Origin of the sequence: Streptacidiphilus cavernicola, assembly GCF_042510955.1 — a bacterium.
GTDB lineage: Bacteria > Actinomycetota > Actinomycetes > Streptomycetales > Streptomycetaceae > Streptacidiphilus > Streptacidiphilus cavernicola.
This window is the reverse complement of record NZ_JBHFAB010000004.1, coordinates 339,326-366,027: the sequence shown is the minus strand read 5'-3', so window position 1 is coordinate 366,027 and position 26,702 is coordinate 339,326. Positions and strand designations below refer to the sequence as shown.

The following is a 26,702-nucleotide window of genomic DNA, read 5'->3' as shown; positions in this document are numbered from 1 at the left end:
TCCCTGCTCCGGCCCTTCCCCCTCCCGTCCCCGCCCGTCCCCGCGTACCTGCCGGGGTGGCGCGGGAGGTGTAGCGGGGGCACTGGGGAGGGAGAAGGTCTACATGAACAGACTCGCGGAACGCGTGGCGGTACGGCGGGGCCTCCGCTACGGCCCCAGCGGGCAGCTCCTGGACGTCTACCGCCCGGCCGACCCCGGCGGGCGCCGGAGCGGCGGCCCGGACGGCTGCCGGGACGGCCAGGACGGCGGCCAGGACGCCGCCGGGACCCCGACGGTGCTGCTGTGGCACGGCCGCCCCGCCGACAACCGCGCGGTGCTTGCCTCGCTGGCCACCGCCGTCGCCGGGTACGGGCTGCTGGTGCTGGTCCCCGACTGGCGCACCGACGCCGCCGACGGCGGCTGGAGCCAGCTGCGGGAGTCCCTCCGCTACGCCCGCCGCCGGGCCGCCGACCACGGCGGCGACCCCGGGCGGACGGTGCTGGCCGGCTGGTCGCTCGGCGGCCGGGCCGCGCTGACCACCGCGCTGCGCCCGTCCGCGGCCAGCAACGACGGCTGGCGACCGCTGGCCGTGGTCGGCCTGGGCAGCAACTACCGCTCCGAGGACGAGCTGATGCACCCCACCGTGACCGAGGAGCTGCACTGCTCCGCCGCCGAGCCGGTCCCGGTGCACCTGCACCACGGCACCGCCGACGCGGTGGTGGACGTGGCCCGCTCCCGCGAGTTCGCCACCGAACTGCGGCGCCGCGGCTGGCCGGTGACCCTCACCGAGTCGGACTCCGACCACTCCGGCGTGGTGATGGCCGAATACGACCGGGCGCTCGGCCGCTGCCGGGGCGCCACCGCGGAGCACGCGCTGCGGGCGGGCGAGGTCACCGCCCGGATCATCGCCGAGGCGGCCGGGGCGCGGCTGCCTGCGGGAGTGCGCTGATCCGGCCACCGGTGTGGCAGGCTGGCCGGGAGTGATCCGCTCAGCACGCACGAGGAGCCCGGCCGACATGACCGACGCCAGCGCCGACCGGCGCCCGCACGTCCTGCTCAGCGTGGCCATGTCGATCGACGGCCACATCGACGACCGCACGCCCGAGCGGCTGCTGCTGTCCTCGCCCGAGGACTTCGACCGGGTCGACCAGCTGCGGGCGGACAGCGACGCGGTCCTGGTCGGCGCGGGCACCCTGCGCAGCGACGACCCCCGGCTGCTGGTGAACTCGCCGGAGCGGCAGGCCGCGCGGGAGGCGCGCGGGCTGCCCGCCCAGCCGCTGCGGGTCGCGCTGACCGGCAGCGGCGACCTCGACCCGGGCCTGCGCTTCTGGCACCACGGCGGCGACCGGGTCGCCTACGCCCCGGACGCCGCCGTGGCCAAGCTGGCCGAGCGGCTGGACGGGCTGGCCGAGGTGGTCGGCACAGGGCCCGGCCTCGACCCGGGCGCGGTGCTGGACGACCTCGGCGCGCGCGGCGTCGGCCGGCTGATGGTCGAGGGCGGCAGCGCCGTGCACACCCTGTTCCTGACGGCCGGCCTGGTGGACGAGGTCCAGCTCGCGGTCGCCCCGTTCTTCGTCGGCGACGACGCCGCCCCGCGCTTCGTCCGGGCCGGGACCTTCCCGCAGGACGCGCTGCACCGGATGACCCTGGCCGGGACCGGCGCCCTCGGCGACACCGCGCTGCTCCGCTACACCGTCGCCCGGCCGCCGCTCAGCGCCGCCGACCGGCACTGGCTGGCGCTGGCGATCGAGGAGTCCAGGCTCTGCCCGCCGTCCGAGACCGCCTACTCGGTCGGCGCGATCGTGGTCGCCGCGGACGGCACCGAGCTGGCCAGGGGTCACTCCCGGGAGGACGACCCGCGCACCCACGCCGAGGAGGCCGCGCTGGCCAAGCTGGACCCGGCCGACCCGCGGCTGGGCACCGCCACCCTCTACAGCACCCTGGAGCCGTGCAGCAGGCGGGCCTCCCGCCCGGTGCCGTGCGCGCAGTTGATCCGGGCCTCGGCGCTGCGCCGGGTGGTGCTGGCCTGGCGCGAGCCGGGTCTCTTCGTGGCGAACTGCGAGGGCGTGGAGCTGCTGGAGCAGGCCGGGTTCGCGGTGCTGGAGTGCCCCGAACTGGCCGCCGCCGCCAGGTCAGTGAACGCTCACTTGGTCTGAGCCACCCGGCGGGAACACTCCGGCGCGGTCCGGGCTACTCCGCCGGGTCCGGCTGCTCGGCGGCGTGTTCGGGCCAGACGCCGACGTGGTCCGGCTCCAGCGAGACGCCGACCCGGTGCTCCATGCCCAGCGCCTCCAGGAACTGCCGCGGCAGCTGCACCCGGCCGGTGCGGTCCAGCACCGCGTACTCGCGCTCCTCCACCGACTCCTCGCCGTGCTCGTCGGTGGCGAGCCGGCGCAGCACCTCGGAGCTGGTCCGGCCGTCCCTGATGGCGACGGTGCGGCGGACCTCCCCGGCGACCATCAGGTCATGGGTGACGATCACCACGGTCGCGCCCAGCTCGCGGTTGACGGTGCGGAAGGCCTCGAAGATCTGCGCCCCGGTCTCCGAGTCCAGCTCGCCGGTGGGCTCGTCGGCGAGCACCACCGAGGGCTGGTTGGCCAGCGCCACGGCGATGGCGACGCGCTGCTGCTCGCCGCCGGAGAGCTGCCCGGGGCGACGGTCCATGCAGTAGCCGACGCCGAGCAGGTCCAGCAGTTCGGCCGCCCGCGCGCCCTGCGCGCGCTTCCGTCCGCGTCCGCGTCCGTGCTCGCCGCTGCCGGTCAACTGCATGGGCAGCGCCACGTTCTGGCGGGCCGTCAGGAACGGCAGCAGATTGCGCGCGGTCTGCTGCCAGACGAAGCCGACCACCTCGCGCCGGTAACCGAGCCGCTCCTTGCCGCTCATCCCCAGCAGGTCGCGCCCGTCCACGGCGGCCCGGCCCGCGGTGGGCACGTCGAGTCCGGCCAGGATCTGCAGCAGCGTCGACTTGCCGCTGCCGGACGCCCCGACCAGGGCCATCAGCTCGCCCCTGGCCACGGTCAGGTCCAGGCCCTGGAGCGCCTGCACCTCCACCCCGTCGGTGGAGAAGATCCGGACCAGCCGGTCGCAGGCGATCACCGCGTCATGGCCGTAGGCGGGCCGGTCGCGTTCGGCGCTGACCCGGCCGCGCAGCTCCTCCAGCGTGGGGTCGCCGGAGCCGGGCGCCCCGGCCTGGCCGTCGGTCGCTGTGCTCATGATCGCTCCCCGTCCCTCACCGGCGGTCGCCCGCCCTCAACTCGGTGGCGATGTGCCGACGCGCGACCACCGCAGTCTCCAACAGCACCACGAGCGCCGCCAGGGCCGGCAGTCCGATCGCGGGCAGTACCAGGGCCTCCGCCTGCGGCGAGAGCGTGGTCGGCGCGACGGTGCCGATCAGCGCGCTCAGGTCGAGCGACGGGCCCAGCAGCGGGACCAGGGCCAGGCTGAGCAGGGCTCCGCCGAGCGCGGCCAGCAGCACCGACGGCAGCGACTCGGCCAGCGTCAGCGCATAGCCCTGGCGCGGGGCCAGGCCCATCGTCCGCAGCCGGGACAGCAGCGCCGCCCGCCCCGGCGCGGCCTGGACCAGCGACAGCACCACCGCGAGCAGGCTGAACAGCAGCGCCGCCGCCGACGCCTCGACATACAGCCGGGTGGCCGCCTGCTGGGTCGGCGTCGCGGTCAGCTTCCGCAGCACCTCCTGCCGGACGGTCACCGCGACCGGGGTGTAGTAGCCGGAGCGGTTCGCCGCGACGGCGGCCCGGCGCAGCGCGGCCGGCTGCGCCGCGTCCACGCTCAGCACCACGTTCCTGGACAGCTGAATCGGCGTCATCGCGCCGCTGAGCTGCGCCAGTTCGGCCTTCTCCGGGATCACCGCGAAGTCCGCGCCGACCGGGACGGCCGGGGTGCTCGGCAGCGTCCCGGCGACCCGCAGGTTGAGGGTGGCGCCGTTCATCGGGTAGCTGCCGATCCCGTCGCCGAGGGTGGCGGCGAGGCCCGGCGAGACCAGGGCCGGGGCCGCGCCCTGCCCGTCCGCGCCGGGGCCGGACAGCAGCGAAGGGGCGAACCCGCCGTTGCCCAGCTCCCGGGACAGCGCGGCGTAGTCGGCCGGATCCACCCCGACCAGGACGAACGGCGCCGTCTGGGTGCCGCCGCCGCCCGAGTCGCCGGTGCCCGGCTGCAGTTCCCTGACCGCGACCGCGCGGCTGACCCCGGGCACCTTGGCGATGGCGGCGGCGAATCCTGGCGGCAGTTGCGGGGTGCCGTCGAAGCGGGTGTCCGCGCCGACCTGGAGCAGCGCGGCGCGGTCCCGGCCGTGGTCCACGCCCAGCACCACGGTCGCCCCGAACGCCGCCGTGCTCAGCGCCAGCAGCAGGGCCAGCAGCGGCATCACCGCGACCCCGGCGGTGGACCGGCCGGCCCTGGCCGTGCCGAGGAACAGCACCGTGCTGCGGCCCCGGGCCAGCGCCCGTGCCAGCAGCCCCAGCGGCAGCGGGTAGAGCCGGACCACCAGCAGCGCCGCGGCCAGCGCCAGCAGCAGCGGGGCGACGCTGACCAGCGGGTCCACTCCGCCCGCTGCGGCGGCGGTGCCGCGGAACCGGAGCCCGGCCACGGCCGCCGCGGTCAGTGCCAGCACGCCGAGCTCGACCACGGTGCGGCGGCGTCCGCCGCGGTGGCGCGCGGCGTCCTGGCGGCCCGGACGGGCCACCGCCCTGCGGTGCGCGGCCAACGCGCGCAGCGGGAAGGCCAGCACCGCCACCAGCGGCACGGCCAGTCCGGCCGCCGCCGCGTAGCCGGGGCGCGGTCCCGGCAGCAGCAGTTCGGCCGCGACGATCCCCAGCGCCGCGGCGGGCAGCCCGACCGCGGCGGTCTCGCCGAGCAGCCGCCGGGCCATCCCGCCCAGCGCCATCCCCCGGGAGCGGAGCAGCCGCAGCTCCTCGGCCCGCCGGTCGACCGCGAGGACGGCGGCCATCAGCAGCAGGGTGAGCGCGGTCCCGGCCGCCCCGGTGGCGCCGATGGCGAGCATCGGCGCCACCGCGGCCTGGTCCTGCTTCGCGGCGGCGAGCACGGTCGGCAGGTCGGTGCCGAGCTGGACGCCGTTGGGCTCGCCGTCCGACTGGAGGTTGGCCTGCAGGTCCTCGCCCGCCGAGCCGCCGAGCAGTCCGGTCAGCTCGGTCTGCGCCGCCCCGATCTGGAAGGCGTGCAGTCGCGCGCCGAGGAACGGCTCGCGCCAGTACATGCCGAGGGAGCCCGGCGGCAGCGACTCGGCCCCGCCGGGCGCCAGCATCAGCTCCAGGTGCCAGTACGGGTGCGCCTCGTCGTTCTGGGTGGGGGCGGTCCAGTTGACCTGCGCCGCGGCCAGGTCGGGCTCACCGGTCCAGTAGCCGGCGGAGGGGTCGCGGGGGGTGAAGACACCGGTGATCCGGACCCGCGGCGGGGTCCCGCCGCCGGGCAGCACCGGCCGGATCAGCGCGCCGACGGTCAGGTGCAGGCTGCGCGCGGTGGCCGCGCTGACCGCGGCCTGCAGCTCGACGTCGGTCCGCCCGTTCGCGGAGGCGTCGTGGACCGGCCAGCTGCCGGCGGTGAGCCGGGCCTGCCCGGACACGCCCGGCTGCCAGTCCAGGTCCACCACCGAGGGGATCCCGGGGTAGAGCCTGGGCAGTTCCCCGGCGGCGGCGGGGGCCGTGGTGCGCACCCCGTAGACCGCGTTCGCCGGGTCCAGCCGCAGCGGCGGGACGATCGCCCGCCTGAGGTCCCGGTCGACCTCGCCCAGCACGCTCGGGGAGACCTGCTGGACCAGGTCCTGGGTGGTGGAGTTCAGGCCCGCGTACGGCACGGCCGACCCCTGCAGGCCCTGCTTCAGGGTGGGCAGCGCGGCGATCCGGCTGTGCAGCGCCCGGTCGTTGCCGCGGTCCAGCACCAGCGGGAGCGCCGCGGCCAGGAAGGAGGTGGCGAGGACCAGCAGGGCCAGCGCCGCGGTCGCGCCGGGGCCGCTGCGCAGCCGGGTGCGGATCCAGGGCGCGGGCACGGCAGGGCCGGTGCCGGACCGGCGGATCAGCCGGCGCGGAGCCGGCGGGGTCGCGGTCACAGGTCCTCCAGGGTGCGCAGCCGCTGCGCCGAGTCCCCGCCGCCGCGTCCGGCGAGCAGGGTGACCAGCAGCGGGACGGCGGCGGTGGCGGCCACGAACAGCGCCACCTGGCCGAGCGGCAGCTGCACCAGCACCGGTGGGTCGGGCCGGGTCGCGGCCGTGGTCAGCACGATCAGCGGAATCAGCATCCGGGTCAGCAGCGCGCCCATCAGCAGGCCCATCAGCACCCCGAGCAGCAGCGGCACACCCAGCTCCACCGCGGTGCTGCGGGCCAGGTCGCGACGGCCCGCGCCGAGCGCCCTGAGCACCCCGGCCTCGTTCGCCCGGCGGCGCACCGAGCCGGCCGCGCCGACGCCGAAGCCGACCGCGGCGAGCAGCGCCGCGATCACCGCGGAGCAGAGCAGCGCGGCCCTGGTGCCGGCCGCCAGCGGGTTGCCGCGCAGGCCGCCCAGCACCTCGTCCTGGACCAGCACCGACTGCACGTCGGGCCGGGCCCGCAGGGCCGCGGCGACGGCGGCCGAGCCGCCCGGGGCGTGCGGGGCGACGCCGATCCACCACTCGGTGGGCTGCTGCGCGGGCTGGCCGTCGGCGACCAGCCAGGCGTCGTAGGCAGCGAGGTCGACCAGCATCGCGCCGCCGTAGTCGGGGCTCGACGCGGGGGAGTCGGTCGCGCCGGGGGCGCTGCCGCCGGGGCCGGTGGTGGGCAGTTCCCGCACCGCGGCGGTGATCTTCAGCACCGGGGCGTCCTGGCCGAAGGTGACGGTCTGTCCGACCCGGGCCCCGGTGGCGGTCAGGAAGCCGTCGGTGACCACGGCGGGCACCGGCCCGGCCGAGCGGGACTGGACCGGGGTCAGCAGCAGCTCGTCCTCCTGCTGGATGTCCTGGGTGTTGGTGTCCACACTGCTGAAGCCGAGGGTGACCGGCGCCGAGGCGGCGGCGCTGACGCCCAGCAGCGTGGCGCCCGCGTCGTGCTGCGCCCCGCTCGCCGACTGCGCCCCGCTCGCCGGCTGCGCCTGCCACTGCATCCCGGCCGGGACGCCGACCTCCGCCCCGTCGGCGCGGACGGCGTGCACCACGAAGGCCTGCCGGGGCGCCGGGACGCTGCTGGGCAGTTGCGGCACCGGGAAGCTGACCCCGAAGCCGCTGATCGTCAACGGGTAGGAGGGCGCGCCCAGCGGGGCGTCGGCGGCGTCGTCCAGGTCGATCCGCAGGGTGTGCGTGCGCCCGTCCACCGGCACGGTGAGCGGCCGCAGCTGGTAGGGCAGGCCGTGCCGGTCGGTGACGGTGACGAAGAGGGTGTCCTCGCCGGGGAACGAGCCCCCGGCGGCGGTGGCGCCGACGTCCAGGTCCAGCTCGTGCGGTCGGCCGGGGACGGTCAGTCCGGCACCGGGGTCGCCGCTCGGCGGGCTCGGCACCGCCAGCGGGGCCAGCAGCTTCCCGACCGGGGCGGACGACAGGTCGGAGCGCAGCGGCAGCAGGGTGCGCTCGGCCCGGGTGTCCAGGGCCAGCAGCTCGCCGGTGCGGCCCTGCGGCAGCGCCAGCGACCCCCGGGCCACCCCCACCGCGGTGCCGACGCCGGGCACCCCGGCCAGCCCGGCGTTCTGCCCGAAGGCCTGGCCGCTGGAGCCGGTGACCCGCAGGTCGGCGCCGGTCTCGAAGGCGGCCTGGTCGGTCTGCGAGCGCTGGATGGTGCTGTCCTGACCCACCGCCAGGGTGCCCATGGCGACCGCCAGCACCAGCAGCATCACGGTCGGCGCCGCGCCCTGCTGCGGCCGCCGGGCCAGCTGCCAGCCGGCCAGCGCGCCGGGCAGCCCGCTGCTCCGCGAGGCGAAGCGGTCGCCGATCCCGGCCACCACCGGCAGCAGCCGCATCGCCAGCACCGCGCCCGCGCACAGGGTCAGCGCCGGGGCGGTGACCAGCACCGGGTCGATGCCGAGCGTCCCGCCGGAGCCGGTGGCGAGCAGCCCGGAGCCGGTCGCCGAGTAGTGCCGCAGCTGCCAGTAGGCGACTGCGGCGAGGACCAGCAGCACCACGTCCCCGCCGGCCTTCAGCAGGCCGGGCGGCACCCGGCGGCGGGTCCTGGCCGAGTTGCCGGCCACCGGCGTCCGGCGGCGCCGGAAGTAGGGGGTGAGCAGCGCGGCCAGGCAGCCCAGGGCGGCGACCGCGGCGGTGAGCACGGTGGGCAGCACCGGCAGCGCGCCGAGCCGGACGCCGGCCGAGGCCATCGGGCCCTGCCGGGACAGCAGCCGGACCAGCGGCCCGGCCAGCAGCGGCGCGGCCACCAGCGACGGCAGCACCAGCAGCGCGCCCTCGGCGCAGGCCAGCGTGGTCAGCCTGCGGCCGGTCGCGCCACGGGCGTTGAGCAGCGCGTCCTCGGACTCGTGCGCGTCCGCGATCAGCCGGGCCGCCAGCAGGATCGCGAACAGGGCGAGCAGCACCAGTTGCAGCGCCCCGACCAGCAGCGAGGAGCGGGCCACCACCAGCGCCCGGTCCAGCGCGGGGACCAGCTGCGGCAGCCCGCTGGTCGCGTTCGCCTGCTCGCCGAGCGAGGAGTCGCGGGAGGCCGCGGCGAGGGTGGCCGACACCGTGCCGGCCAGGGCGTCGGCCCGGCTCGCGGTGACCGTGGAGAAGTCCGCGACGGTCTGCCAGTACACCGTCTTCTCGGCCACCGCGCCGGCGCTGAACACGGCGGGGTCGGCCAGCAGCGGCCCGTAGCTGGTGAAGCCGACCTGACTGGAGCCCTTGCCGCCGAGCGGGTCCAGCTGCCAGTACGGGTCGGCGGTGCTGCGGGCCCGGTAGACGCCGACCAGCCGCACGGTCAGGGTGTGCCCGGTGAAGCGGTCCTTGAGCGCGAGCAGCCCGCCGACGGCCGGCAGCCGGGTCTGCGCCGCGGCCGGCAGGGCCACCGGGACCGGCTGCCCCGGCACCGGCGCGGTCGGCCAACTGCCCTTCAGCAGAACCAGTCTGCTGTGGTCCAGGTCGGCCAGGGTGGTCAGGTCCGGATCGGCTCCCGGCGCCGCGCCGGGGACGGCGGGCAGCCCGTAGGCGTCGGAGACGGCGCTGGAGCGGACCGCCACCGGCAGCCCGGGGAACGCCTGCCGGGCGTATCCGCGCACCGTCGCGTCCGCGTGCGCCCGCGCCGGGTACGGGAGGTCGCCGCTGATCAGCAGGGTGGTGTCGGCGGCCGAGGTGGACCGCAGCGCGCGGCGGACGCCCGCGTCGCCGACCGAGCCGGTGAACCCGGCCAGCGCGGCCAGCACACTGGTCGTCAGCAGCACGGTCAGCAGCGCCGCGGACACCAGCAGCCAGTGCGCCCGCAGCCGCAGAACGACGAAGCCGCCCACCGATCCCCCCGACATCCCTCTCCGCGCCACCCCGGAACGTGGGGATACTGTCACGCGGGTGAGTGGTGGCGGAAGGGTTCGCAGGCGGTCGATACCTGATCGCGGCCGTCGCGGCCGACAGAGCCGGACTAATCCGGCGTATTCACCATGGACGCGGCGGCGTACTCCAGGTAGTCCCAGAGCTGCCGCCGGTGCTCCTCGGCCAGGCCGAGGCCGTCCACCGCCGCGCGCATGTGGCGCAGCCAGGCGTCGTGCGCGGCCCGGTCCACCGTGAACGGGGCGTGCCGCATCCGCAGCCGGGGGTGGCCGCGCTCGTCGCTGTAGGTGCGCGGGCCGCCCCAGTACTGCATCAGGAACAGCGTCAGCCGCTCCTCGGCGGGGCCGAGGTCCTGCTCCGGGTACATCGGCCGGAGCTCCGGGTCCTCGGCCACCCCCCGGTAGAACGCCGCGACCAGCCGCCGGAACGTCGGCTCCCCGCCGACCTGCTCGTAGAAGGTCTCCGTCTGCAACGTGCCTCGCCTGATCTGGTCCACCCCGCCATCCTCCCAGACCGGGTTCAGGCGTGGTGCACGGTGATGGTGGTCCAGGCGCCGACATGGATCCGGTCGCCGTCCTTGAGGTGGACCGGGGCGTGCGCCGGGAGCGACTCGGCGGAGCCGTTCAGGGTGGTGCCGTTGGTGGAGTCCTGGTCGATCACCACCCAGCCGCCGTCCGGCTGCTCCTGCAGCAGCGCGTGCTGGTGCGAGGCGCCCGGGTCCTCGGGGGCGGTGGACAGGTCGATCTCCGGCACGGTGCCGCGCTGGTGGCTGCGCCGGCCGATCCGCAGCTGGCCCCGGCCGGTCATCGGCACCCGGCGGTCCTGCGAGTACGGCGGGAAGTAGAGCCCGGCCGCGTCCGGGCCGCTGCGGGCCATCATGTCGTTGAAGTAGTCGCGGTCGGCGGCGACGGTGGCCACCCAGGTCACCCGGTTCGGCTGCGGCTGGTCCGGTCTGCCGCCGCCCTGCGGGGGCTGGAGCAGGAAGTCGGTGCCGAAGCCGCCGCTGGTGTCGCCGGTCGAGTACTGCACCCCGCCGTAGGTCCCGGCCTGGACCCCGTACGGCGGGGAGGGGGTGGCCGGAGCCGGGGGCCCCTGGCGGTAGCCGGAGGGGGGCTGGGACTGCTGGGACGGCTGGCCGTAGCCCTGCTGCCCGCCCTGCTGCTGGCTGTAGCCGCTCTGCTGCTGGCCGTAGCCCTGCTGCTGCGGCTGTTGCTGCCGCGGGGGCTGCTGGGCGCGGCGGGAGGGGGAGGCGAGGTCGTAGTCGTACCCGCACTCCTCGCAGTAGCGCTCGGTCTGCGGGGTGCTGCAGATCGGGCACATCTCCAGGCCGGTCGTCGGTGGCGCGGTCGTGACCTGCGACGGGCCAGGGTTGCCCCACTGCTGCTGCTGCCCCTGGCGGGGCTGCTCGGCTATGGGCCAGCCGCAGTAGTCGCAGTAGTCGGCGGTCGGCGAATCATGGCCCTGCGGACAGATCGGCATGGGAGCCCCCCTTTGGCTCGTGCTACGGAGTCTTCTTGACGCGCACGGTCTTGGTCGAGCGTGTCTCCAGTGTCATCGAGTCTGCCTCGCTGACGTTCTTACGGAAGCGAACGGTACCTTCCTTCGCGTCCACCACATCAACCACCTTGGCCAACAGCCGGAAGGTGTCCTCATTGCCCGATTCGTGCGCCAGCTGCACCGCCTTGCCCAGTTTGGAGGTCGCGTTGTCAACATCCCCGCGCCGGTGCGCCTCCATGCCCTCCTGGATCGCGTTCGCCAGGTCGGCCTGCCCGGTGTAGTGGGCGACCTGTGGACTGATCCGGGTCGAGGCCGCGATGTCGTCCGTCCACACCGCCTTGACCAGGCCCTGCGACAGCACCTCGGTGCTGCCGTCCGGCTGCGGGACGACCAGGCTGATCCGCCCGGCCAGCATCTCGCTGCCGACCGCGGCCGAGGGGACCTCGATGCAGACGTGGTAGTCCCGGCTCTCGTCGCCCCAGGAACCGGTCGGGTAGTCCCCGGCCCGGGGGGCGGCGTCCTTGCGGCGGCCGGTCAGGTCCTCGACCGCGGGGGCGACCTGCTTGACGAACTTCACCGAGGCGTTGGCCGGGGTCCAGACCCGGAGGGCGACGTCGGCGACCTCCTTGCCCATGGCGTTCTCCATCATCGACCGGAAGTCGGCGGCGAGGCCGGCCGGGTCGGCGACGATGTCGACCGTGCCGAGCAGGGCGGAGGAGATCCGGCGCAGCTCCTCGACCTCCCAGTCGGTGCCCACGCCGCGGCAGTCCGCGGTGAAGTGGCCCTGCACCCGGTCCAGGGTGCGCTGCAGGTCGGCCGGCTTCTCGTGCTCGTTGCGGCCGTCGGTGAGCAGGATGCCGTGCCGGATCGAGATGTCCCGGCGGGACAGGAACAGCTGGTCGGCCTTGCTCAGCCAGGTGCCGATGGCGGTGCCGCCGCCGGGGGTGAGCCGCCGCAGCGACTGCTTGGCCTCCTCGCGGCTGCCCGGGTGCGACACCGCGAGCTGGCCGGAGCCCGGGTAGACCTCCTTGGCCTCGTGCGTCCCGGCGATCACCGCGAAAGCGACCCCGTCCCGCACCGCGTCGATCGCGGCGGCGGTGGCCTCGCGGGCGGCGTGGATCTTCGCGGACGGGTAGTCCATCGACCCGGAGCAGTCGACCATGATCACCACGGCGGCCGACGGGCCGTCGGAGAGGTTGCCGAGGCCGCCGAGGCCGCCGATCTGCGCGCTGGTGCCGCCGGCCGTGGCGGTGACCGTCACGATCGCGTTGACCTCGCGGGAGCCTTCGGCCAGGTACTCGTTCTGGAAGATGTCGACGTCGAACTGGGGCAGGTTGGACTTGGTGAGCCTGGCCATGGATCAGCTCTCCCGCTTCTCTCCCGCGCCCACCACGGGCAGCGAGAGCTCGGTCGGTGTGTAGGACGGGACGGAGGACGCGGCGGTGGCCGGGTGCTCGGCCGGCGGGGCCGGCGGCGGCGGGAGGCAGGGCAGCACGGCGACGGTGATGTTGTCGTGGCCGCCGCGCTCGCAGGCCAGCCGGACCAGTTCGCGGGCCGCCTCCAGCGGGCGGGTCCTGGCGTCCGCGGGGACGACCGCGGCCAGGTCGGCGGCGGACTCCCAGTAGTTCCACAGGCCGTCGGTGCAGATCAGCACGACCCCCGGGGCGGGGGGCGTGAAGCGGAGGGTGTGCGGCTCGACCTCGATCGCGTCCGCGCCGAGCCAGCCGGTGATGGCGTGTGCGCGGGGGTCGGCGTAGGCCTCGGCCTCGCCCATCAGCCCGGCCTCGACCATCCTGGCCGCCCAGGAGTCGTCCACGGTCAGCCGCCGGGCGCCGGAGCGGTCGTCCGGGAACCAGTAGCCGCGGCTGTCGCCGACCCAGCCGACGGTGACCTCGTCGCCGACCGCGACCGCGCTGACGATGGTGCAGGCGGGGGAGTTGCGGCTGGGCTCCTGCGGGCCCTCGGCGGCCAGGTCCTCGACCCGCTTGGCGGCGGCCATGATCGCGTCGTGCATCGCGGCGCCGGGGTCGGCGCCGGACTCCAGCGACTCCAGCAGGTACTCGCTCGCCGTGTCGGCGGCGGCTTGTGACGCCTCGTCGGGGCGGGTCGCCGAGGAGACGCCGTCGCACACCACCGCGACTACGGCGGGGGCGCCGGGAGCACCGGGAGCGCCGGAGGCGCCGGAAGGACGGGAGGTGGCGGCCACGGCGAAGGCGTCCTCGTTGCGGTGGTGCCGGTGGCCGCGGTCGCTCACGCCGGTGACGCCGGCCAGCGCGCGTTCCTGGTGGTCCCGGGGGCGGGGCTGGGCTCGGCCGCAGGCCTCGCAGTAGCCGTCGGCGTCGATGCGTTGGGCTTTGCAGCCGACGCAGTGGGGCCCTGCGCCTGGGGTGATCACGGGGTTGGGCTCGGTGGGGGCGTGGTCCTCGTCGTCGGTCCCGGGCTGTGGCTCGGGTTCGCTGACCAGGACTCCGGTGGGGGCGGCCAGGACGAAGTCGCCGGTGCTGCCGGAAGTCGCCTGCGCGGCGGGCAGCGGGGCCGGTGCGGCTGGCGTGGCTGGCGCGGCGGCGGGGGGCGGGGTGGGCGCGGGGGTGCCGCTGCGCGGGTCGGCGACGCCTGGCGGCGGGCTGACCGGCCGCGGTGGGATGGCGCCCAGGGCGCCGACCCCCACCGAGCTGACCGGCGTCGCCGACCCGGCTGCGCCGGAGGCGGTGCCTGTCGGGGCGGCGGTTCCGGCGGTGGGGCCCGGCGCTTGTGCTGCCGCACCGGCCCCGCCGAAGGCGGTGTCTGCGGTGGGGACGGGTGCTGGTGCCGCTGCGGCACCCGCCCCGCCGAAGGTGGTCCCTGTCGGCACGGCGGCCCCGCCTGCGGACCGCAGGGCTGTGCCGCAGCCTTCGCAGAAGCGGTCGGTGTCGGCGACCGGCTGTGCGCAGTTCGGGCAGGAAAGGGTCATGCGCTTACACCCACGTCCTGGGCCGGGTGCGGTTGGCCCGCTCCACCCACTCGATCCGCTTCTCCGGCTGTTCCGCGAGACGCGCAAGTACCCGGTACGACTGCTCCAGGGCGAGCCGCAGTTCCCGCTCCTCCGCAGGATGCCCCAGCAGCAGGATCGGGCCCGCGCCGGCCGGGCCGTCCGGGCGTCCGGCGATCACCCAGCCGAGGGCCTTGCCCAGCACCTCCACCGACAGCTCCTCACGCCGCCGCGCGTCCAGGCCGAGGCCGCCGAGCTGGGCCGAGCAGGCGTCCAGGTCGGCCCGCAGCGGCTCGGCCGCGTCGCGTTCGCGCAGTCGCGCCCGCACCGCGGCGACCCGCGCGGCGACGTAGTGGTTGGAGGTCTCCGGGACGGACTCCAGCGCGTGCACCGCCCCGGCCCGGAAGCCGGACGCGAGCCGGACCCGGGCCAGGCCGAACGCCGCGCTGACGTAGGCCCGGTCGGTGGTCCACACCAGCCGGTAGAACTCGGCCGCGTCCTCCCGCTCGCCCAGCACCTCGGCGCAGATGCCGAGCGCCAGCTTCGGGGCGGCCTCGCCGGGGAACGCGTCGTAGACGCCGTCGAAGGCGTCGGCCGCGGCGCGGGCCGCGGCCAGCGGGTCCGGGCCCGCGCCCTCGGCCGCCGCCGCGGCGGAGGCGACCAGCGCGGCCAGGCCGCGGTACCAGACCACCCGCCAGTCGTCCGGGTGGTCGACGGAGAGCGCGGTCAGGGCCGCGTCGATCGCGGGCAGGTCGCCCAGCTCGATCAGGGCGCGCAGCTCGCGCAGCCGCAGCTCCACCGAGTTGACCGGCGCCGAGCGCAGCGCGGCGATGATGTCGGCGGGCGCGGTGGCCATCAGCGCGGCCAGGAAGCCGGCGTTGGGGTCGGTCACGTCGATCCGCGGGACCGGCAGCGCGAGCGCGGCCTGCCGCGGGTCCAGCGGCAGTACCCGCGGCGCGGCCTCGGCCAGGCCGGGGGCCGCCGCGCGGGCCGCGCCCAGCGCGGGGACGCCGACCAGGGTCGCCGGAGCCCCGCCGGGTGCGCCCGGCAGCGGCACCGGGCCGCTCGGGGCGGCGCCCGGGGCGGGCGGGACCGGCGGCGGCGTTCGGACCGCGCCCTTGCGTCCGGCCCGTCCGCGGGCCTCGCGGCCGGGGGCGTCGAATGTCGCCGCGCCGACCAACTCGGTGTCGACCACCCGGAGTTCCGCGCCGAACAGGGTGGAGAGGGCCGGTCGCGGGCGCTCGTCCTGGAGCGCCAGGATCTCCCGGAGCACGCCGGTGAGCTGCTCCGCCATCTCCTGGGCGGAGGAGAACCGCTTGTCCGGGTCCGGGTCGGTGGCCCGGACCAGCAGCCGGTAGAAGGACTCGTAGCGGGCGAAGACCTCGACGTCCTCGGGCCCCGGCAGGGACTCCCGGTAGACCGTGGAGAAGCCCTGGAAGTCGAAGGTCAGCACGGCCAGCGAGCGGGCCACGGTGTAGAGGTCGGACGCGGGGGAGACGCCGTCGGTGGCGATCTCGGGGGCCTGGTAGCCGATGGTGCCGTAGATCGCGCCGTCGTCGTCCTGGCGGCGCACCGCGCCCATGTCGATGATCTTCAGCTGGTCCTCGGACTGGATCACGTTGTCCAGCTTGAAGTCGCAGTAGATCAGCCCCCGGCTGTGCAGGTAGCCCAGCGCGGGCAGCGCCTCCAGCGCGTAGGCGATGGCCTGTTCCACCGGCAGCGGGGTGCGCCGCCCGTCCGGGCCGCGCCGCTCGTCGGCGATGTCCTTGAGCGACTTGCCGCCGACGTACTCCATCACGATGTAGCCGTCGCTGGTGCCGGTGCGGATGTCCGGGTGCTCGACGAAGTTGATGATGCGGACGATGTTGGGGTGGTCCACCTCGGCCAGGTAGCGGCGCTCGGCGATGGCGACCGCCAGCGCCTCCTCGTCGCCGGTGTCCAGCAGGCCCTTGAGCACCACCCACTTGTCGTTGACCCGGCGGTCGATGCCCAGGTAGATCCAGCCCAGGCCGCCGTGCGCGATGCAGCCGACCACCTCGTACTGGCCGCCGACCAGGTCCCCGGCGAACAGCTTGGGGGTGAACGAGTAAGCGGTGCCGCACTTGGTGCAGAAGCCCTCGGGACGGCCGGGCACGCCGTTGCGGGTGCGGCCCACCGGGGACTCGCACTTGCTGCAGTAGCGCTTGCGCTCCGGCACCTCGGGGTTGGCCTGCACCATGCTGCGCGGGTCCGGGCGCGGCACCGGAGGGACCGTCACCAGACCGGCGCCGAGAGCTCCCCGGCTGGACTGCGAGGTGCTGCTGCGGCTGCTGCGCACCGAGACCGAGGCCCGGGAGGAGCCGCTGCGGGCGGAGCGGGAGCGCCCGGACATCGAGCGGGACGAGCCCCGGGAGGTGCTGCCGCCGCTGGACGTGCGCGAGGAGGCCTGCTGCGGGAGGCCCTGGACCGCCGCCTGGACCGGGGCGGGGGCGAGGCCGCACTCGGTGCAGTAGCCGTCCGGGTCGATGACCCCGGTGCCGGAGCAGTCCGGCCGGACGCACGGGGCGCCGGGACCGGTCGCCGGAGCGGCCTGCACGGCTGCCTGGGCCGGGACCGGGGCGGGGGCGAGGCCGCACTCGGTGCAGTAGCCGTCCGGGTCGATCACGCCGCCGCCGGTGCAGTCGGGCCGCGTGCACGGTGTCCCTGTGGTCGCCGTCATCCCTGCTGTCCCCCTGTCGCTGATGTCTCGGTCATCGTCGTCAACCCCCGTACGGGCGGCGGTCCGCCGGGCGCAGTGCCTGCTGGTACCGCAGCACCGCGTGCTCCGCGGCGCGCAGGTCGCACGGGGCGCTCCAGAGCATCCGCCGCGCCTGGTCGTAGCGCTCGATCAGTTCCGGGTCCTCGGAGACCCCGAGCCGCGCCGCCATCGCCTTGTAGGCGTCGAGCCGGCCGCGCAGCTCGGCGCGGATCGCCAGCGGCGCGGTGACCGAGGTCAGCGACTCCCGGGCGCGCTGCAGTTCGCGCTGCGCCGCGCCCTCCAGGGTGTCCAGCAGCGGGCCGAGCCGGTGCCACTGCCCGTGCCGGCGCAACTGGTCGGCCTGGGCCAGCCGTTCGCGCATCGCGCTGGCCGGTCCCGGGACCGCGGGGACCTCGGTGGAGGCTATCTTCGCCAGCACCTCGCCGCGCGCCCGCCGGGCCTCGGCCAGGGTGGCGTCGGCGCGGGCCAGCGTCTCGCCGATGCCTTCGAGCCGTTCGTCGGCGTCGTCGCGCAGCCGGAGCAGGTCTTCCAGCTCCACCCGCAGCCCGTCCACGCTGCGGGCGGCGCGGTCGTAGCGGGCGGTGTCCACCGCGCCCGGCGCGGAGCCGGGGGCGTGGGTGCTCGGGGCGCCGGGGCGCGGGGTCCAGAAGGCCAGCGGGTCGCCGACCACCTCGCCGCGCAGCGCGGCGAGTTCCTTGCCCAGCTCGGCCAGCGCGTCCCCGGCCGGGTGCTCGCCCGGGTGCACGCCGACCGAGCGGGCCAGCGCCACCACCCGGCCCAACTCGGCGGCCAGCAGGTCGATCCGGGCCGGCAGCGCGGTCCAGACCGCGTCGGCGGCGGAGGCCACCGCGATGATCCGGGCGTACCAGTCGTTCATCCGGTCGACCAGGTCGCTCAGGCTGACCTGCTCGCTCATCCGGGCTCCGCTGGTGAGCGACAGCGCGGTGTGCGCGGTCTGCCCGGCCGAGACGGTGACCCCGCGTCCGCGCAGCAGCTCGGTCAGCTCGGTCAGTTCGGCCTGGCCGGGACGGGTCCGGCGGGAGCGGACCGCGCGGGCGGCGGCCAGCGCCTCGGCGTAGGTGTCGAACATCGACCAGAGCAGGCCGAGGCCCGGCTCGGCCTGCGCCCAGCGCTCGCGGGTCTGCCCGGACAGCTCCGCGCCCTCCAGCAGCCGGCGCCCCGGGTGGTCCTGCAACGCCAGCAGCGAGGCCTCGACCGCGTCCCGCTCCGCGCCGAGGCGCGTCAGGGTGCGGTCCACCTCCTCCCGGGTCATCACCGGACCGTTGGGTCCTGTCAGCGCCATCCGCCCGCCATTCGTCTCGCCCCAAGCATGCACGTCGTGGTCGTCAGATTGTCAGATCAGTATCCGTCCAGGTGGTGAACAGGTGGCGGGTCAGCCGGCGAACCGCGGGACCGGAGCCGGGGGAGTGCTGCCGAGCGGCTTCAACCAGCGGTCGTACTCGGCCGACCACTGGTGCGCCAGGAAGTCCTGCAGCACGTAGTCGACCCGGCGGACCAGGTCGTCCGCGCCCAGCTTCATCGCGACGCCGTAGACCTCGACGTCCAGCGGGCCGCCGACCAGGTGCACGGTCGGGTCCTGGGCGGCCTGCCCGGCGCCGAGGGCGTTGTCGGTGATGGTGGCGTCGACGTTGCCGAGCTCCATCTGCACCAGGCAGTCCAGCTGGTTGGCCACGTGGAACACGGTGGCGCCGTGGTCCTTGGCCGGGTCCTTCAGCATGTCGTCGGCGGTGGAGCCGGTCGCCGCGCAGACCCGCGCGCCCTTCATGGTGTCGTTGAAGCCGGTGATCTTCGACGACTTGGGCACCAGCACCTGCTGCCCGGCGTTGAAGTACGGCACCGAGAAGGAGACCTGCTTCAGCCGGTCGCAGGTGATGGTCATGGTCCGCACCACCACGTCGACCTGCCCGGACTGCAGGGCGCTGATCCGGTTGGCGGTCGGCACGGCGAGGAACTCCACCGCGTCCGCGTTGCCCAGGATCGACTTGGCCAGCGCGTGCACCAGGTCGATGTCGAAGCCCTGCAGGCTGCCGTCGGTCGGATTGCGGAAGCCCCAGAGGTAGCTGTTGGTGTCGATGCCCGCGATCAGCTTGCCGCGCTTGATGATCCGCTGGACGTCCGCGCCCGCGTCCGAGGCGCTCGGCGTCAGCCCGGTGCTCAGGCTGTTGTTGTCGCAGGCGGCGGCCTTCGGCGCCAGCCCGATCCTGACCTGGCCCGCCGCCACGGCGTCCTGCCGCGGGTCGGCGGAGGAGCTGCCGGGCAGCACCACCGCGCCGAGCAGCAGCGCCCCCGCCGTCAGCACGGCCGTCCTGGTCCCGCGTCCCATGCCCGTCCTCCCCCTCATCACCGGTACTCCGCCGCGCGACGGTTGATCCCCAGCAGCGCGCCGGCCGCGGCCAGCACCGCCAGCACCCCGGCGCCCTCGGCCAGCAGCGCGGTGTCACCGCGCCCGGAGGCGGCCAGGGCCCGGAAGTTGGCCCGCTCCTTGCCGATCGCGCTGTTCAGGCTGCGGTCCAGCGAGTCGAACGCGGCGCTGGTGGTGTCCGCGGTGCCGATCGTGGCGTCCACCGCGGTGGTGTAGTCGCCGTCGTCATTGGCGGTCTTGGCCTTGTCGTGCCGCTGCTGCCAGGTGGCGAAATCCGCGGCGGCGGCCCTGATCGGCTGCTGGGCGGCCGGGTCGGCGCCGGTCATCGCCGTCGCCTGGGCCAGGAAGCCGTCCTTGCCCGCGAGTTGGGCACTGTCCTTGGTCCAGGCGGTCTCGTAGGCGTCGGTCGAGCCGCGGGCCACCAGGTTGAGGTTCTCCGCGCCGCGGCACTGCAGCGCCTTGATCCGCGCCTCGTTCAGCACCTGGAGCGGGGCCGCGCCCCTGCTGTCGCTGGCCCGCAGGTCGGAGCCGGCCAGGCTCTGCGCGGTGACCAGCCAGACCAGCGCCACCGCGGTCGCCGCGGTGGCCAGCACCAGGCCGACGTTGAACACCCGGTTGGTCTGCCGGAACAGCCGGACCTGCGCCCAGACCAGGGCGACCAGGGTGACCAGGCCGAGCCCGACGGCGGCCCAGGGCAGCGCCTGCGCGTCGCTGTAGTCCTGGTGCAGCCTGGCGGTCTCGGCGGCGTAGAGGGCCTGCGCCTCGACCAGCATGGTGTCCTGCAGCTGGCTCGACGCGAACCGCAGGTACGCGCCGCCGAGCGGCAGCCCCTGCCGGTCGTTCGACCGGGCGTCCTCGACCAGTCCGGTGTAGACCGGGAGTTGGGCGTTGAGCTGCTGGATCTGCCGCTGCCCCGGGTCGGAGTCGGAGGTGCTGGAGGCGGCCTGGGCCAGCAGCGTGGAGGCCGTTCTGATGTCGTCGTTGTACTGCTTCTGCACGGCCGGGGTCTCATTGCCGGCCTGCAGGAAGCCGGTGGCCGCGGTGGTGTCGGCGTCCGCCAGCGAGTGGAAGATCTGCGCCGCGTCGTCGCTCAGCGGCTGGCTGTGGTTGACCACGCTGGAGGCCGCGTCCGCGCTCTGCACCACCTGGGTCACCGTCAGCACGCCGAACAGCAGCGCCAGCAGCGCCAGCACCGCCCCGGTGCTCCACAGCCGTCGGGGCGGGGTGCTGCGCGGGCCGCGCCGGGTGACGGGGCCGGTGGTGGGGCGTGCCTCCAGTACGGCGGTGCCCCCGTTGGTGTCCATCAGTAGTGCGCCCTCCCCCTGTGCCGACCGTTGGGAGCAGTATGGCCAACCCTTCGGACATCCACACGGGACTTGCGTGGATCTTGAGGTTTCGTCGCCCAGCTGTGACGCGGCCGGTCGCTGCTCAGCTGGTGCTGCCCGCCGTGCAGTCGGACAGCGCGCAGAGGTTCGTGTACGCCTGGAGCGCCACCGCCTCGGTCGTCGCCCGGTCCACCGTCCCCGGCGCGCGGACCAGGACGTGCAGCAGCTCGCTTCCGGCCAGCACGATCAGGTCGCTCTCGGTGTTCCCGTCCCGGTCCAGGGCCGGGTCGCCGACACCGGAGCTGTCGGCGGCCCCGGGCAGGGTGAAGTCGCTGTCCCCGGCGTCGCTCTGCTCAAGGCCCGCCTCCAGCTCCAGGTACGAGGTCTTGGCGCCGACGCGGTCGCGGTAGTCGGCGACGATGACGGAGACCAGCGTGCCGCCCTTCTGCCGCCAGCCGCGCTGCGCGGCGAAGGTGAGCCCGGTCTGCTTCTCGGCCGGGAGCAGCTTGGCGCCGTCCTTGGCGCCGAACTCCACGGTCAGGTACTGGGCCGGGGTCAGCAGGCCGGCCGGGCCGCCCTTTCCCTTCCAGGGGGAGGAGCCGGTCGGGGCGGGCGGCAGTGCGGCGAGCAGCCGGGCCCGGGTGACCGGGCCGGTGGGGGCGGCTGCCGCCGGGGTGGAGGTAGGGGTGGCGCTGCCGCTCGCCGGGGTGGCGCTGCCGGTTGCCGGGGTGGGCGGCGTGGGGGTCTGTGTTTTGGTCTGGCAGGCGGAGGTCAGCAGCGTTGCGGCGATCAGCAGGGACGGGGCGGCGAGGGCGCGGGTGGAGCGGGGCATGCGGTGATCATCGCCCGTGCACCGGCGCCGCCGCGACGGGCTCCGGATAACAGTCCGGTGACACCGGGTCACCAACTGGGGCGGATCGGACCTCCCGGGTCCAGTCGGGCCAGGTCGCGGACCAGGGACTGGAACCGCTCCTCGCCCAGCGCGTCGATCCAGGGGCGGACGGCGTCGGCGGCGGCGGCGTCCGCCGCGCGGGTGCAGGCCCGGCCGCGCTCGGTGAGCACGATCAGCCGGGCCCGCGCGTCGCGGGGGTGCGGGCGGCGTTCGACGTAGCCCTTGCCGATCAGCTCCTCGACCAGTTGGCTGGCGGCCTGCTTGCTGACGCCCAGGTGTTCGGCCAGGGCCCCGGTGGTGGCGCCGTGGCTGCCGATCCGGGCGAAGGCGAACCCGTGCACCGGGCGGATGTCGTCGAAGCCGCGGGCCACCCCGGCCTGGATGCCGGCGACGAGCTCGCCGCTGAGCGCGAGCAGCAGATAGGGGAGGGCGCGGATCGCGGCACTGGTGTCCATGGCCGCACAGTCTTCCACAAATGGACAAGCAGCTTGACTATAGATAGACAAGCAGCTTGACTATCCCCAAGGAAAGACAAGCAGCTTGACCATTTTTCGAGGAGGCACCCATGCCCTACGTCCGCGGCGGCCAGGCCGTCGTCCATGAGATCCACGGCGTCCGCTTCACCGCCCACGCCAACCCCGGCACCGGCAGCCGGGCGATCGCCGCCTGGCGTGGCGAGATCCCGGCCGGGACGCCCGGGGTGCCGCACACCGTGAGCCACGAGGAGGTGATCCACGTCCTGTCCGGCACGCTCCGCTTCAGCGTCGACGGCGACACCGCCGACCTCGGCGCCGGGGACACCGCGATCGTCCCGGCCGGAGCCCTGTTCCGGCTGGACAACCCGACCGACCGCCCCGCCGCCACCTGGGTGTCCACCGCGGTCGGCCTCACCGCGGCCCTCCCCGACGGCAGCACACTCACCCCACCCTGGGCCAACTGACAGGCGACAGGCAGAGGCCCGACAGAGAGAAGCGCACTCCCTCCGCCGGGCCCCTGCCCGCCCCGCGCAGCCCCCTCAGACAGCGCGGGCCGCACGCCGCAGCGCGTAGGAGGCACGAAGCCGCTCCTGCGCCCCGGGCGTGCCGCCGAGCCCCGCCGCGGTCAGGTGGTCGAGCCCCAGCAGGGCCGCCCCCACCACCGGCGGAGTGGTCACGATGCGCGGGACGGCGTACGGGGCGTCCGCCGCCAGCCGCGCGTTGACGCCGTCCAGCAGCAGCGGCTGGCGCGAGGCCAGCACCCCGCCGCCGAGCACCACGTCGGCCGACGAGTCCAGCAGGTCCAGTCGCCGCAGCGCGACCACAGCGAGCCGGACCACCTCGTCCGCCTGTCGGTCGATCAGCGCCAGCGCGGTCGGGTCGCCGGCCTCGGCCACCGCGAACAGCACCGGGACCAGCTCGTGCAGCCGGCCCTCCGGGATCTCGCCCAGGTGCACCGCCTCCGCCACCGCGCCCGCGCTCGGCAGCCCGAAGTGCGCCGCCGCCGCGGGCGCCAGCGCGGTCTGCGGGCCGCGGCCGTCCTCGGCCCGGGAGGCGGCCCACATCACCTCGTTGGCGAGCCCGCCGCCGCCGCCCCAGTCGCCGGTGATCATGCCCAGCGCCGGGAACCGCGCGGTCCGGCCGTCCGGCAGCAGTCCGACGCAGTTGATGCCCGCGCCGCAGACCACGGCCACCCCGCGCGGGGCGTCGGTGCCGGAGCGCAGCAGCGCGAAGGTGTCGTTGGCGACGACCGTGGTCCTGGACCAGCCCCGGCCCGCGATCAGCTCCTGGAGCAGCTGCTCCTCGACCGGAAGGTCGGCGTTCGCCAGGCAGGCCGACAGGTGGGTGGCCAACGGGGCCTGAGCCGCCGTCAGGTCGAATCCCGCCTCGGCTGCCGCCTCGGCGACCAGCGGCGCCAGACCGGCCACCGCCGCCTCGGCGCCGACCAGGTGCGGCACGAAGCCGCCGCCGCGGGCGGTGCCGAGCACCTGGCCCTCGGCGGAGACCAGGGCCACGTCGGTCTTGCTGTTCCCGGCGTCGATGGCGAGCACCCCGGAGACCAGCTCCGGCCCGGCCGCACCGACACTGCCGGCCCCGATCGGGCTGCCACCCTGCATGTACGTCAACGCATTGTCGCTTTCTGTCCCCGTTGCCCGTTCGCCGATCGCGGTCACGCCCATGCCAGGTGCTCGTGGTTGTGGGCGATCAGACGGTCCGTCAACTGGTCGGCCAGGTCGATCTGGCCGACCAGCGGGTGCGCCAGCAGGGCCTGGAAGACCCGGTCCCGGCCGCCGCGCAGCGCCGCGTCCAGGGCCAGCTGCTCGTACGCCGTGACGTGGGCGATCAGCCCGGCGTACAGCGGCTCCACCGGCGGCACCGGCAGCGGCGCCGCGCCGTCGCGGCCGACCGTGGCCGGGACCTCGATCACCGAGTCGTCCGGCAGGAACGGCAGGGTGCCGTTGTTGGTCACGTTGACCACCTGGACCGCGCCGGCCGGGGAGCCGGTGCCGAGCAGCGAGGCGACCAGGTTGACCGCCGCCTCGGAGTAGAACGCGCCGCCGCGCTTGGCCAGCAGCTCCGGCTTCTGGTCCAGCGCCGGGTCGCCGTACATCGCCAGCAGCTGCTGCTCGATCGCGGCGACCTCGGACGCGCGCGAGCCCTTGACCTTCAGCTCGGCGACCACGTTGTCGTGCTCGTAGAAGTAGCGCAGGTAGTACGACGGCACCGTGCCCAACTGCCGTACCAGCGACAGCGGCAGCTCCAGGTCCTCGGCGATGGCCGGGCCGAAGTTCTCCAGCAGCTCCGGCAGCACGTCCTTGCCGTCCAGGCGGACGCCGCGCTCCCAGGTGAGGTGGTTCAGCCCGACGTGGTCCAACTGCACCCGCTCCGGGGCGACCCCGAGCAGCCCGGCGAACTTCCGCTGGAAGCCGATCGCCACGTTGCACAGCCCGACCGCCTTGTGGCCCGCGGTCTGCAGCGCCCGGGTGACGATGCCGACCGGGTTGGTGAAGTCGACGATCCAGGCGTCCGGGTTGGCCCGGCGGACCCGCTCGGCGATGTCCAGCACCACCGGGACCGTGCGCAGCGCCTTGGCCAGGCCGCCGGCGCCGGTGGTCTCCTGGCCGACGCAGCCGCACTCCAGCGGCCAGGTCTCGTCCTGGCCGCGGGCGGCCTGGCCGCCGACCCTGAGCTGCAGCAGCACGGCGTCCGCGCCCTGCACCGAGGCGTCCAGGTCGGTGGAGGTGGTGATCAGGCCCGGGTGTCCCTGCTTGGCGAAGATCCGCCGGGCCAGCCCGCCGACCAGTTCAAGACGGTCGGCCGCCGGGTCGACCAGGACCAGCTCGCCGATCGGCAGCGAGTCCCGCAGCCGGGCGAAGCCGTCGATCAGCTCGGGCGTGTAGGTGGACCCGCCGCCGACGACGACGAGCTTGAGCGGGCCGGAGCCTGAAGGTGTGGTGGTGCGGCTCATCAGCCCTTGACCCCTGTCAGTGTCACGCCTTCGATGAAGGCTTTCTGTGCGAAGAAGAAGATGATGATCACCGGAGCCATCACCAGCAGGGTCGCCGCCATGGTGAGGTTCCAGTCGGTGTGGTGGGCGCTGTGCAGCGTCTGCAGACCGTAGGAGATGGTCCAGGCGCTGGGGTTGGACGCGGTGTAGATCTGCGGCCCGAAGAAGTCGTTCCAGCAGTAGAAGAACTGGAACAGGGCGACCGCCGAGATGGCCGGCTTGACCATCGGGATGACGACCTTGAGCAGGGTGCGGACCTCGCCGCAGCCGTCGACCTTGGCCGCGTCCAGGTACTCCTTGGGGATGGTCAGCAGGAACTGGCGCAGCAGGAAGATGGAGTAGGCGTCACCGAAGATCATCGGGATGATCAGCGGCCACAGCGTGCCGGTCAGGCCGACCTGGTTGGTCCAGAACAGGTACATCGGGATGATCACGACCTGGGGCGGCAGCATCATCATCGAGATGACCGCCATCAGCGCCGTCCGCCGTCCCGGGAAGCGGAACTTGGCCAGCGCGTAGGCCACCGGGACCGAGGACACCACGGTGAACACGGTGCCCAGCACCGCGTACTCCAGGCTGTTCTTCCACCAGGTCAGGAAGTGCGGGATGTGGAAGATGGTGACGTAGTTGCTCCACACCCACTGGGTCGGCCAGATACCGCCGCCCAACGCCTGACTGTCCGACATCACCGAGGTGAGGAACAGGAAGACGAACGGCAGGATGAAGAACAGCGCCGCGGCGATGCCGAAGGAGTGCACCGCGATCCAGTTCAGCCGACGGTTGCGGGCGGCCTTTCTGGCGGCGGCGCCGGAGGCCCGGACCGAGGCGGGGGCGCCCTGGGTCGGGAGCTCGGTGGGGGAGAGGGTCTCGCTCATGGGTTCAACAGCCTTCTTTCCCGGTCCGCCGGCTCAGTCCTCGCCCATGAGGCCGGAGTTCCGGCGCATGAGCAGGGAGGTGAAGGCCATCGCGATCACGAACAGGATGATGGAGACCACGCAGGCCGAGCCGAGGTCGTCGTTGCTCTGGAAGCCCAGGTTGTAGATCAGCTGGGGCAGGGTCCAGGTCGAGTTGTCGGGGTAGCCGGGGAGGTAGGTCTGGCCGGACCCGCCGATCGTGCCGCTGGCCACCTGACCGGCCACGATGGCCGGGGTGTAGTACTGCAGCATGTTGATGACGCCGGTGACGACGGCGAACATGATGATCGGCCGGATGTTCGGCAGGGTGATGTGGCGGAACTTCTGGAACGGACCCGCGCCGTCCAGGCCGGCCGCCTCGTACTGCTCGGTCGGCACGTCCAGCAGCGAGGCCATGAAGATGACCATCAGGTCGCCGATGCCCCAGATGCCGAGCAGTACCAGGGAGGGCTTGGACCAGTTGGGGTCGTTGAACCAGCCGGGCTGTGGGAGCCCGAGGTCGCCCAGGATCTTGTTGACCGGCCCGGTGCCCGGGTTGAGCAGGAACGCGAAGCCGATGGTGGCGGCGACCGGCGGGGCCAGGTAGGGCAGGTAGAACGCGGTGCGGAAGAAGCCGGCACCGGACTTGATCTTGGTGATCAGCATGCCGATGCCCAGGCCGAACACGGTCCGCAGCACCACCATCACGACGACCAGCCAGATGGTGTTGCGCACGGCCGGCCAGAAGTACGGGAACACCGTGAAGACGTAGTGCCAGTTCTTGCCGCCGACGAAGTTCGGCGGGTTGAACCCGTCGTAGTGCATGAAGGAGAAGTAGAGCGTGGAGACCAGGGGGTAGAGGAAGAAGACCGCGAAGCCGACCAGCCAGGGGGCGAGGAAGGCCAGTGCGACCCGCAGGTCCCGGCGGCGCCGCTTGCGCAGGGCGGGCGGTACCGGCAGTCCGCCGTTCTTCGACTTGCTCTTCTTGGACGTCGTGGCCGGCGTCAGGCCGAGATCGGCCGTACTGCTCATGTCGTTCACCGCCGCGTGGGAGGGGTGGGGGGACCGGGGGCGGGCGGGGA

The 26,702-nt window shown here is 74.7% G+C and carries 20 protein-coding genes; 3 read left to right on the top strand and 17 right to left on the bottom strand.

Annotated features, from left to right (window positions below; genetic code table 11):
* Positions 1 to 103: 103 nt before the first annotated feature.
* Together ACEZDE_RS07970 and ACEZDE_RS07965 are read left to right on the top strand one after the other, a co-directional pair.
* The gene (locus tag ACEZDE_RS07970; RefSeq protein ID WP_380533903.1) at positions 104 to 928 is read left to right on the top strand and encodes an alpha/beta hydrolase; all 825 of its coding nucleotides are present in this window, start codon (positions 104 to 106) and stop codon (positions 926 to 928) included.
* A gap of 67 nt (positions 929 to 995) precedes the next feature.
* On the top strand, positions 996 to 2,135 hold the full coding sequence (locus tag ACEZDE_RS07965; RefSeq protein ID WP_380533901.1) for a dihydrofolate reductase family protein: 1,140 nt from the start codon (positions 996 to 998) through the stop codon (positions 2,133 to 2,135).
* Positions 2,136 to 2,169: 34 nt separating this feature from the next.
* Here the strand turns inward: ACEZDE_RS07965 and ACEZDE_RS07960 are convergent, their stop codons facing one another.
* The 13 genes from ACEZDE_RS07960 to ACEZDE_RS07900 form a co-directional block, all read right to left on the bottom strand.
* Positions 2,170 to 3,192, bottom strand: coding sequence for an ABC transporter ATP-binding protein (locus tag ACEZDE_RS07960; protein ID WP_380533899.1), 1,023 nt, complete (start codon positions 3,190 to 3,192; stop codon positions 2,170 to 2,172).
* 16 nt (positions 3,193 to 3,208) lie between these two features.
* Positions 3,209 to 6,061, bottom strand: coding sequence for an ABC transporter permease (locus ACEZDE_RS07955; RefSeq protein WP_380533897.1), 2,853 nt, complete (start codon positions 6,059 to 6,061; stop codon positions 3,209 to 3,211).
* Complete coding sequence (locus tag ACEZDE_RS07950; protein ID WP_380533895.1) at positions 6,058 to 9,420, bottom strand: FtsX-like permease family protein; 3,363 nt, start codon at positions 9,418 to 9,420, stop codon at positions 6,058 to 6,060. Before ACEZDE_RS07950 ends, ACEZDE_RS07955 begins: the two co-directional genes overlap by 4 nt.
* A gap of 113 nt (positions 9,421 to 9,533) precedes the next feature.
* On the bottom strand, positions 9,534 to 9,938 hold the full coding sequence (locus ACEZDE_RS07945; RefSeq protein ID WP_380533893.1) for a globin: 405 nt from the start codon (positions 9,936 to 9,938) through the stop codon (positions 9,534 to 9,536).
* Positions 9,939 to 9,961: 23 nt separating this feature from the next.
* Complete coding sequence (locus tag ACEZDE_RS07940; RefSeq protein ID WP_380533892.1) at positions 9,962 to 10,921, bottom strand: FHA domain-containing protein; 960 nt, start codon at positions 10,919 to 10,921, stop codon at positions 9,962 to 9,964.
* A 22-nt stretch (positions 10,922 to 10,943) separates the two neighbouring features.
* Positions 10,944 to 12,296, bottom strand: a complete 1,353-nt coding sequence (locus tag ACEZDE_RS07935) for a vWA domain-containing protein (protein WP_380533890.1) — start codon at positions 12,294 to 12,296, stop codon at positions 10,944 to 10,946.
* Between the two features lie 3 nt (positions 12,297 to 12,299).
* Positions 12,300 to 13,889 (bottom strand): protein phosphatase 2C domain-containing protein, encoded by a 1,590-nt coding sequence (locus ACEZDE_RS07930; RefSeq protein ID WP_380533888.1) that lies wholly within the window; start codon positions 13,887 to 13,889, stop codon positions 12,300 to 12,302.
* 4 nt (positions 13,890 to 13,893) lie between these two features.
* Complete coding sequence (locus ACEZDE_RS07925) at positions 13,894 to 16,605, bottom strand: serine/threonine-protein kinase (protein WP_380533886.1); 2,712 nt, start codon at positions 16,603 to 16,605, stop codon at positions 13,894 to 13,896.
* 40 nt (positions 16,606 to 16,645) lie between these two features.
* A complete protein-coding gene (locus ACEZDE_RS07920; RefSeq protein ID WP_380533884.1) occupies positions 16,646 to 17,917 on the bottom strand; it encodes a hypothetical protein in 1,272 nt (423 codons plus the stop codon).
* 120 nt (positions 17,918 to 18,037) lie between these two features.
* Positions 18,038 to 18,988 carry a glutamate ABC transporter substrate-binding protein gene (locus ACEZDE_RS07915; protein WP_380533883.1) on the bottom strand — a complete coding sequence of 317 codons (951 nt, stop codon included), beginning with the start codon at positions 18,986 to 18,988 and terminating at the stop codon, positions 18,038 to 18,040.
* 17 nt (positions 18,989 to 19,005) lie between these two features.
* Positions 19,006 to 20,331: a hypothetical protein gene (locus ACEZDE_RS07910; protein WP_380533881.1), complete on the bottom strand. Its 1,326-nt coding sequence runs from the start codon at positions 20,329 to 20,331 to the stop codon at positions 19,006 to 19,008.
* Between the two features lie 124 nt (positions 20,332 to 20,455).
* Positions 20,456 to 21,184, bottom strand: a complete 729-nt coding sequence (locus tag ACEZDE_RS07905) for a hypothetical protein (protein ID WP_380533879.1) — start codon at positions 21,182 to 21,184, stop codon at positions 20,456 to 20,458.
* Between the two features lie 68 nt (positions 21,185 to 21,252).
* A complete protein-coding gene (locus ACEZDE_RS07900) occupies positions 21,253 to 21,699 on the bottom strand; it encodes a MarR family winged helix-turn-helix transcriptional regulator (RefSeq protein ID WP_380533877.1) in 447 nt (148 codons plus the stop codon).
* A 110-nt stretch (positions 21,700 to 21,809) separates the two neighbouring features.
* Here ACEZDE_RS07900 and ACEZDE_RS07895 point away from each other — a divergent pair, with 110 nt between their 5' ends.
* The gene (locus ACEZDE_RS07895) at positions 21,810 to 22,184 is read left to right on the top strand and encodes a cupin domain-containing protein (RefSeq protein ID WP_380533875.1); all 375 of its coding nucleotides are present in this window, start codon (positions 21,810 to 21,812) and stop codon (positions 22,182 to 22,184) included.
* A 75-nt stretch (positions 22,185 to 22,259) separates the two neighbouring features.
* Here the strand turns inward: ACEZDE_RS07895 and ACEZDE_RS07890 are convergent, their stop codons facing one another.
* From ACEZDE_RS07890 to ACEZDE_RS07875, 4 genes are read right to left on the bottom strand one after another with little or no spacing between them, the layout of a single operon-like run.
* Positions 22,260 to 23,336: an N-acetylglucosamine kinase gene (locus tag ACEZDE_RS07890; RefSeq protein ID WP_380533873.1), complete on the bottom strand. Its 1,077-nt coding sequence runs from the start codon at positions 23,334 to 23,336 to the stop codon at positions 22,260 to 22,262.
* Between the two features lie 53 nt (positions 23,337 to 23,389).
* Positions 23,390 to 24,688 carry a 6-phospho-beta-glucosidase gene (locus ACEZDE_RS07885; RefSeq protein ID WP_380533871.1) on the bottom strand — a complete coding sequence of 433 codons (1,299 nt, stop codon included), beginning with the start codon at positions 24,686 to 24,688 and terminating at the stop codon, positions 23,390 to 23,392.
* On the bottom strand, positions 24,688 to 25,602 hold the full coding sequence (locus tag ACEZDE_RS07880; protein WP_380533869.1) for a carbohydrate ABC transporter permease: 915 nt from the start codon (positions 25,600 to 25,602) through the stop codon (positions 24,688 to 24,690). The genes ACEZDE_RS07885 and ACEZDE_RS07880 overlap by 1 nt, the downstream gene beginning before the upstream one ends.
* A gap of 33 nt (positions 25,603 to 25,635) precedes the next feature.
* Positions 25,636 to 26,652, bottom strand: a complete 1,017-nt coding sequence (locus ACEZDE_RS07875; protein ID WP_380533867.1) for a carbohydrate ABC transporter permease — start codon at positions 26,650 to 26,652, stop codon at positions 25,636 to 25,638.
* Positions 26,653 to 26,702: the final 50 nt, after the last annotated feature.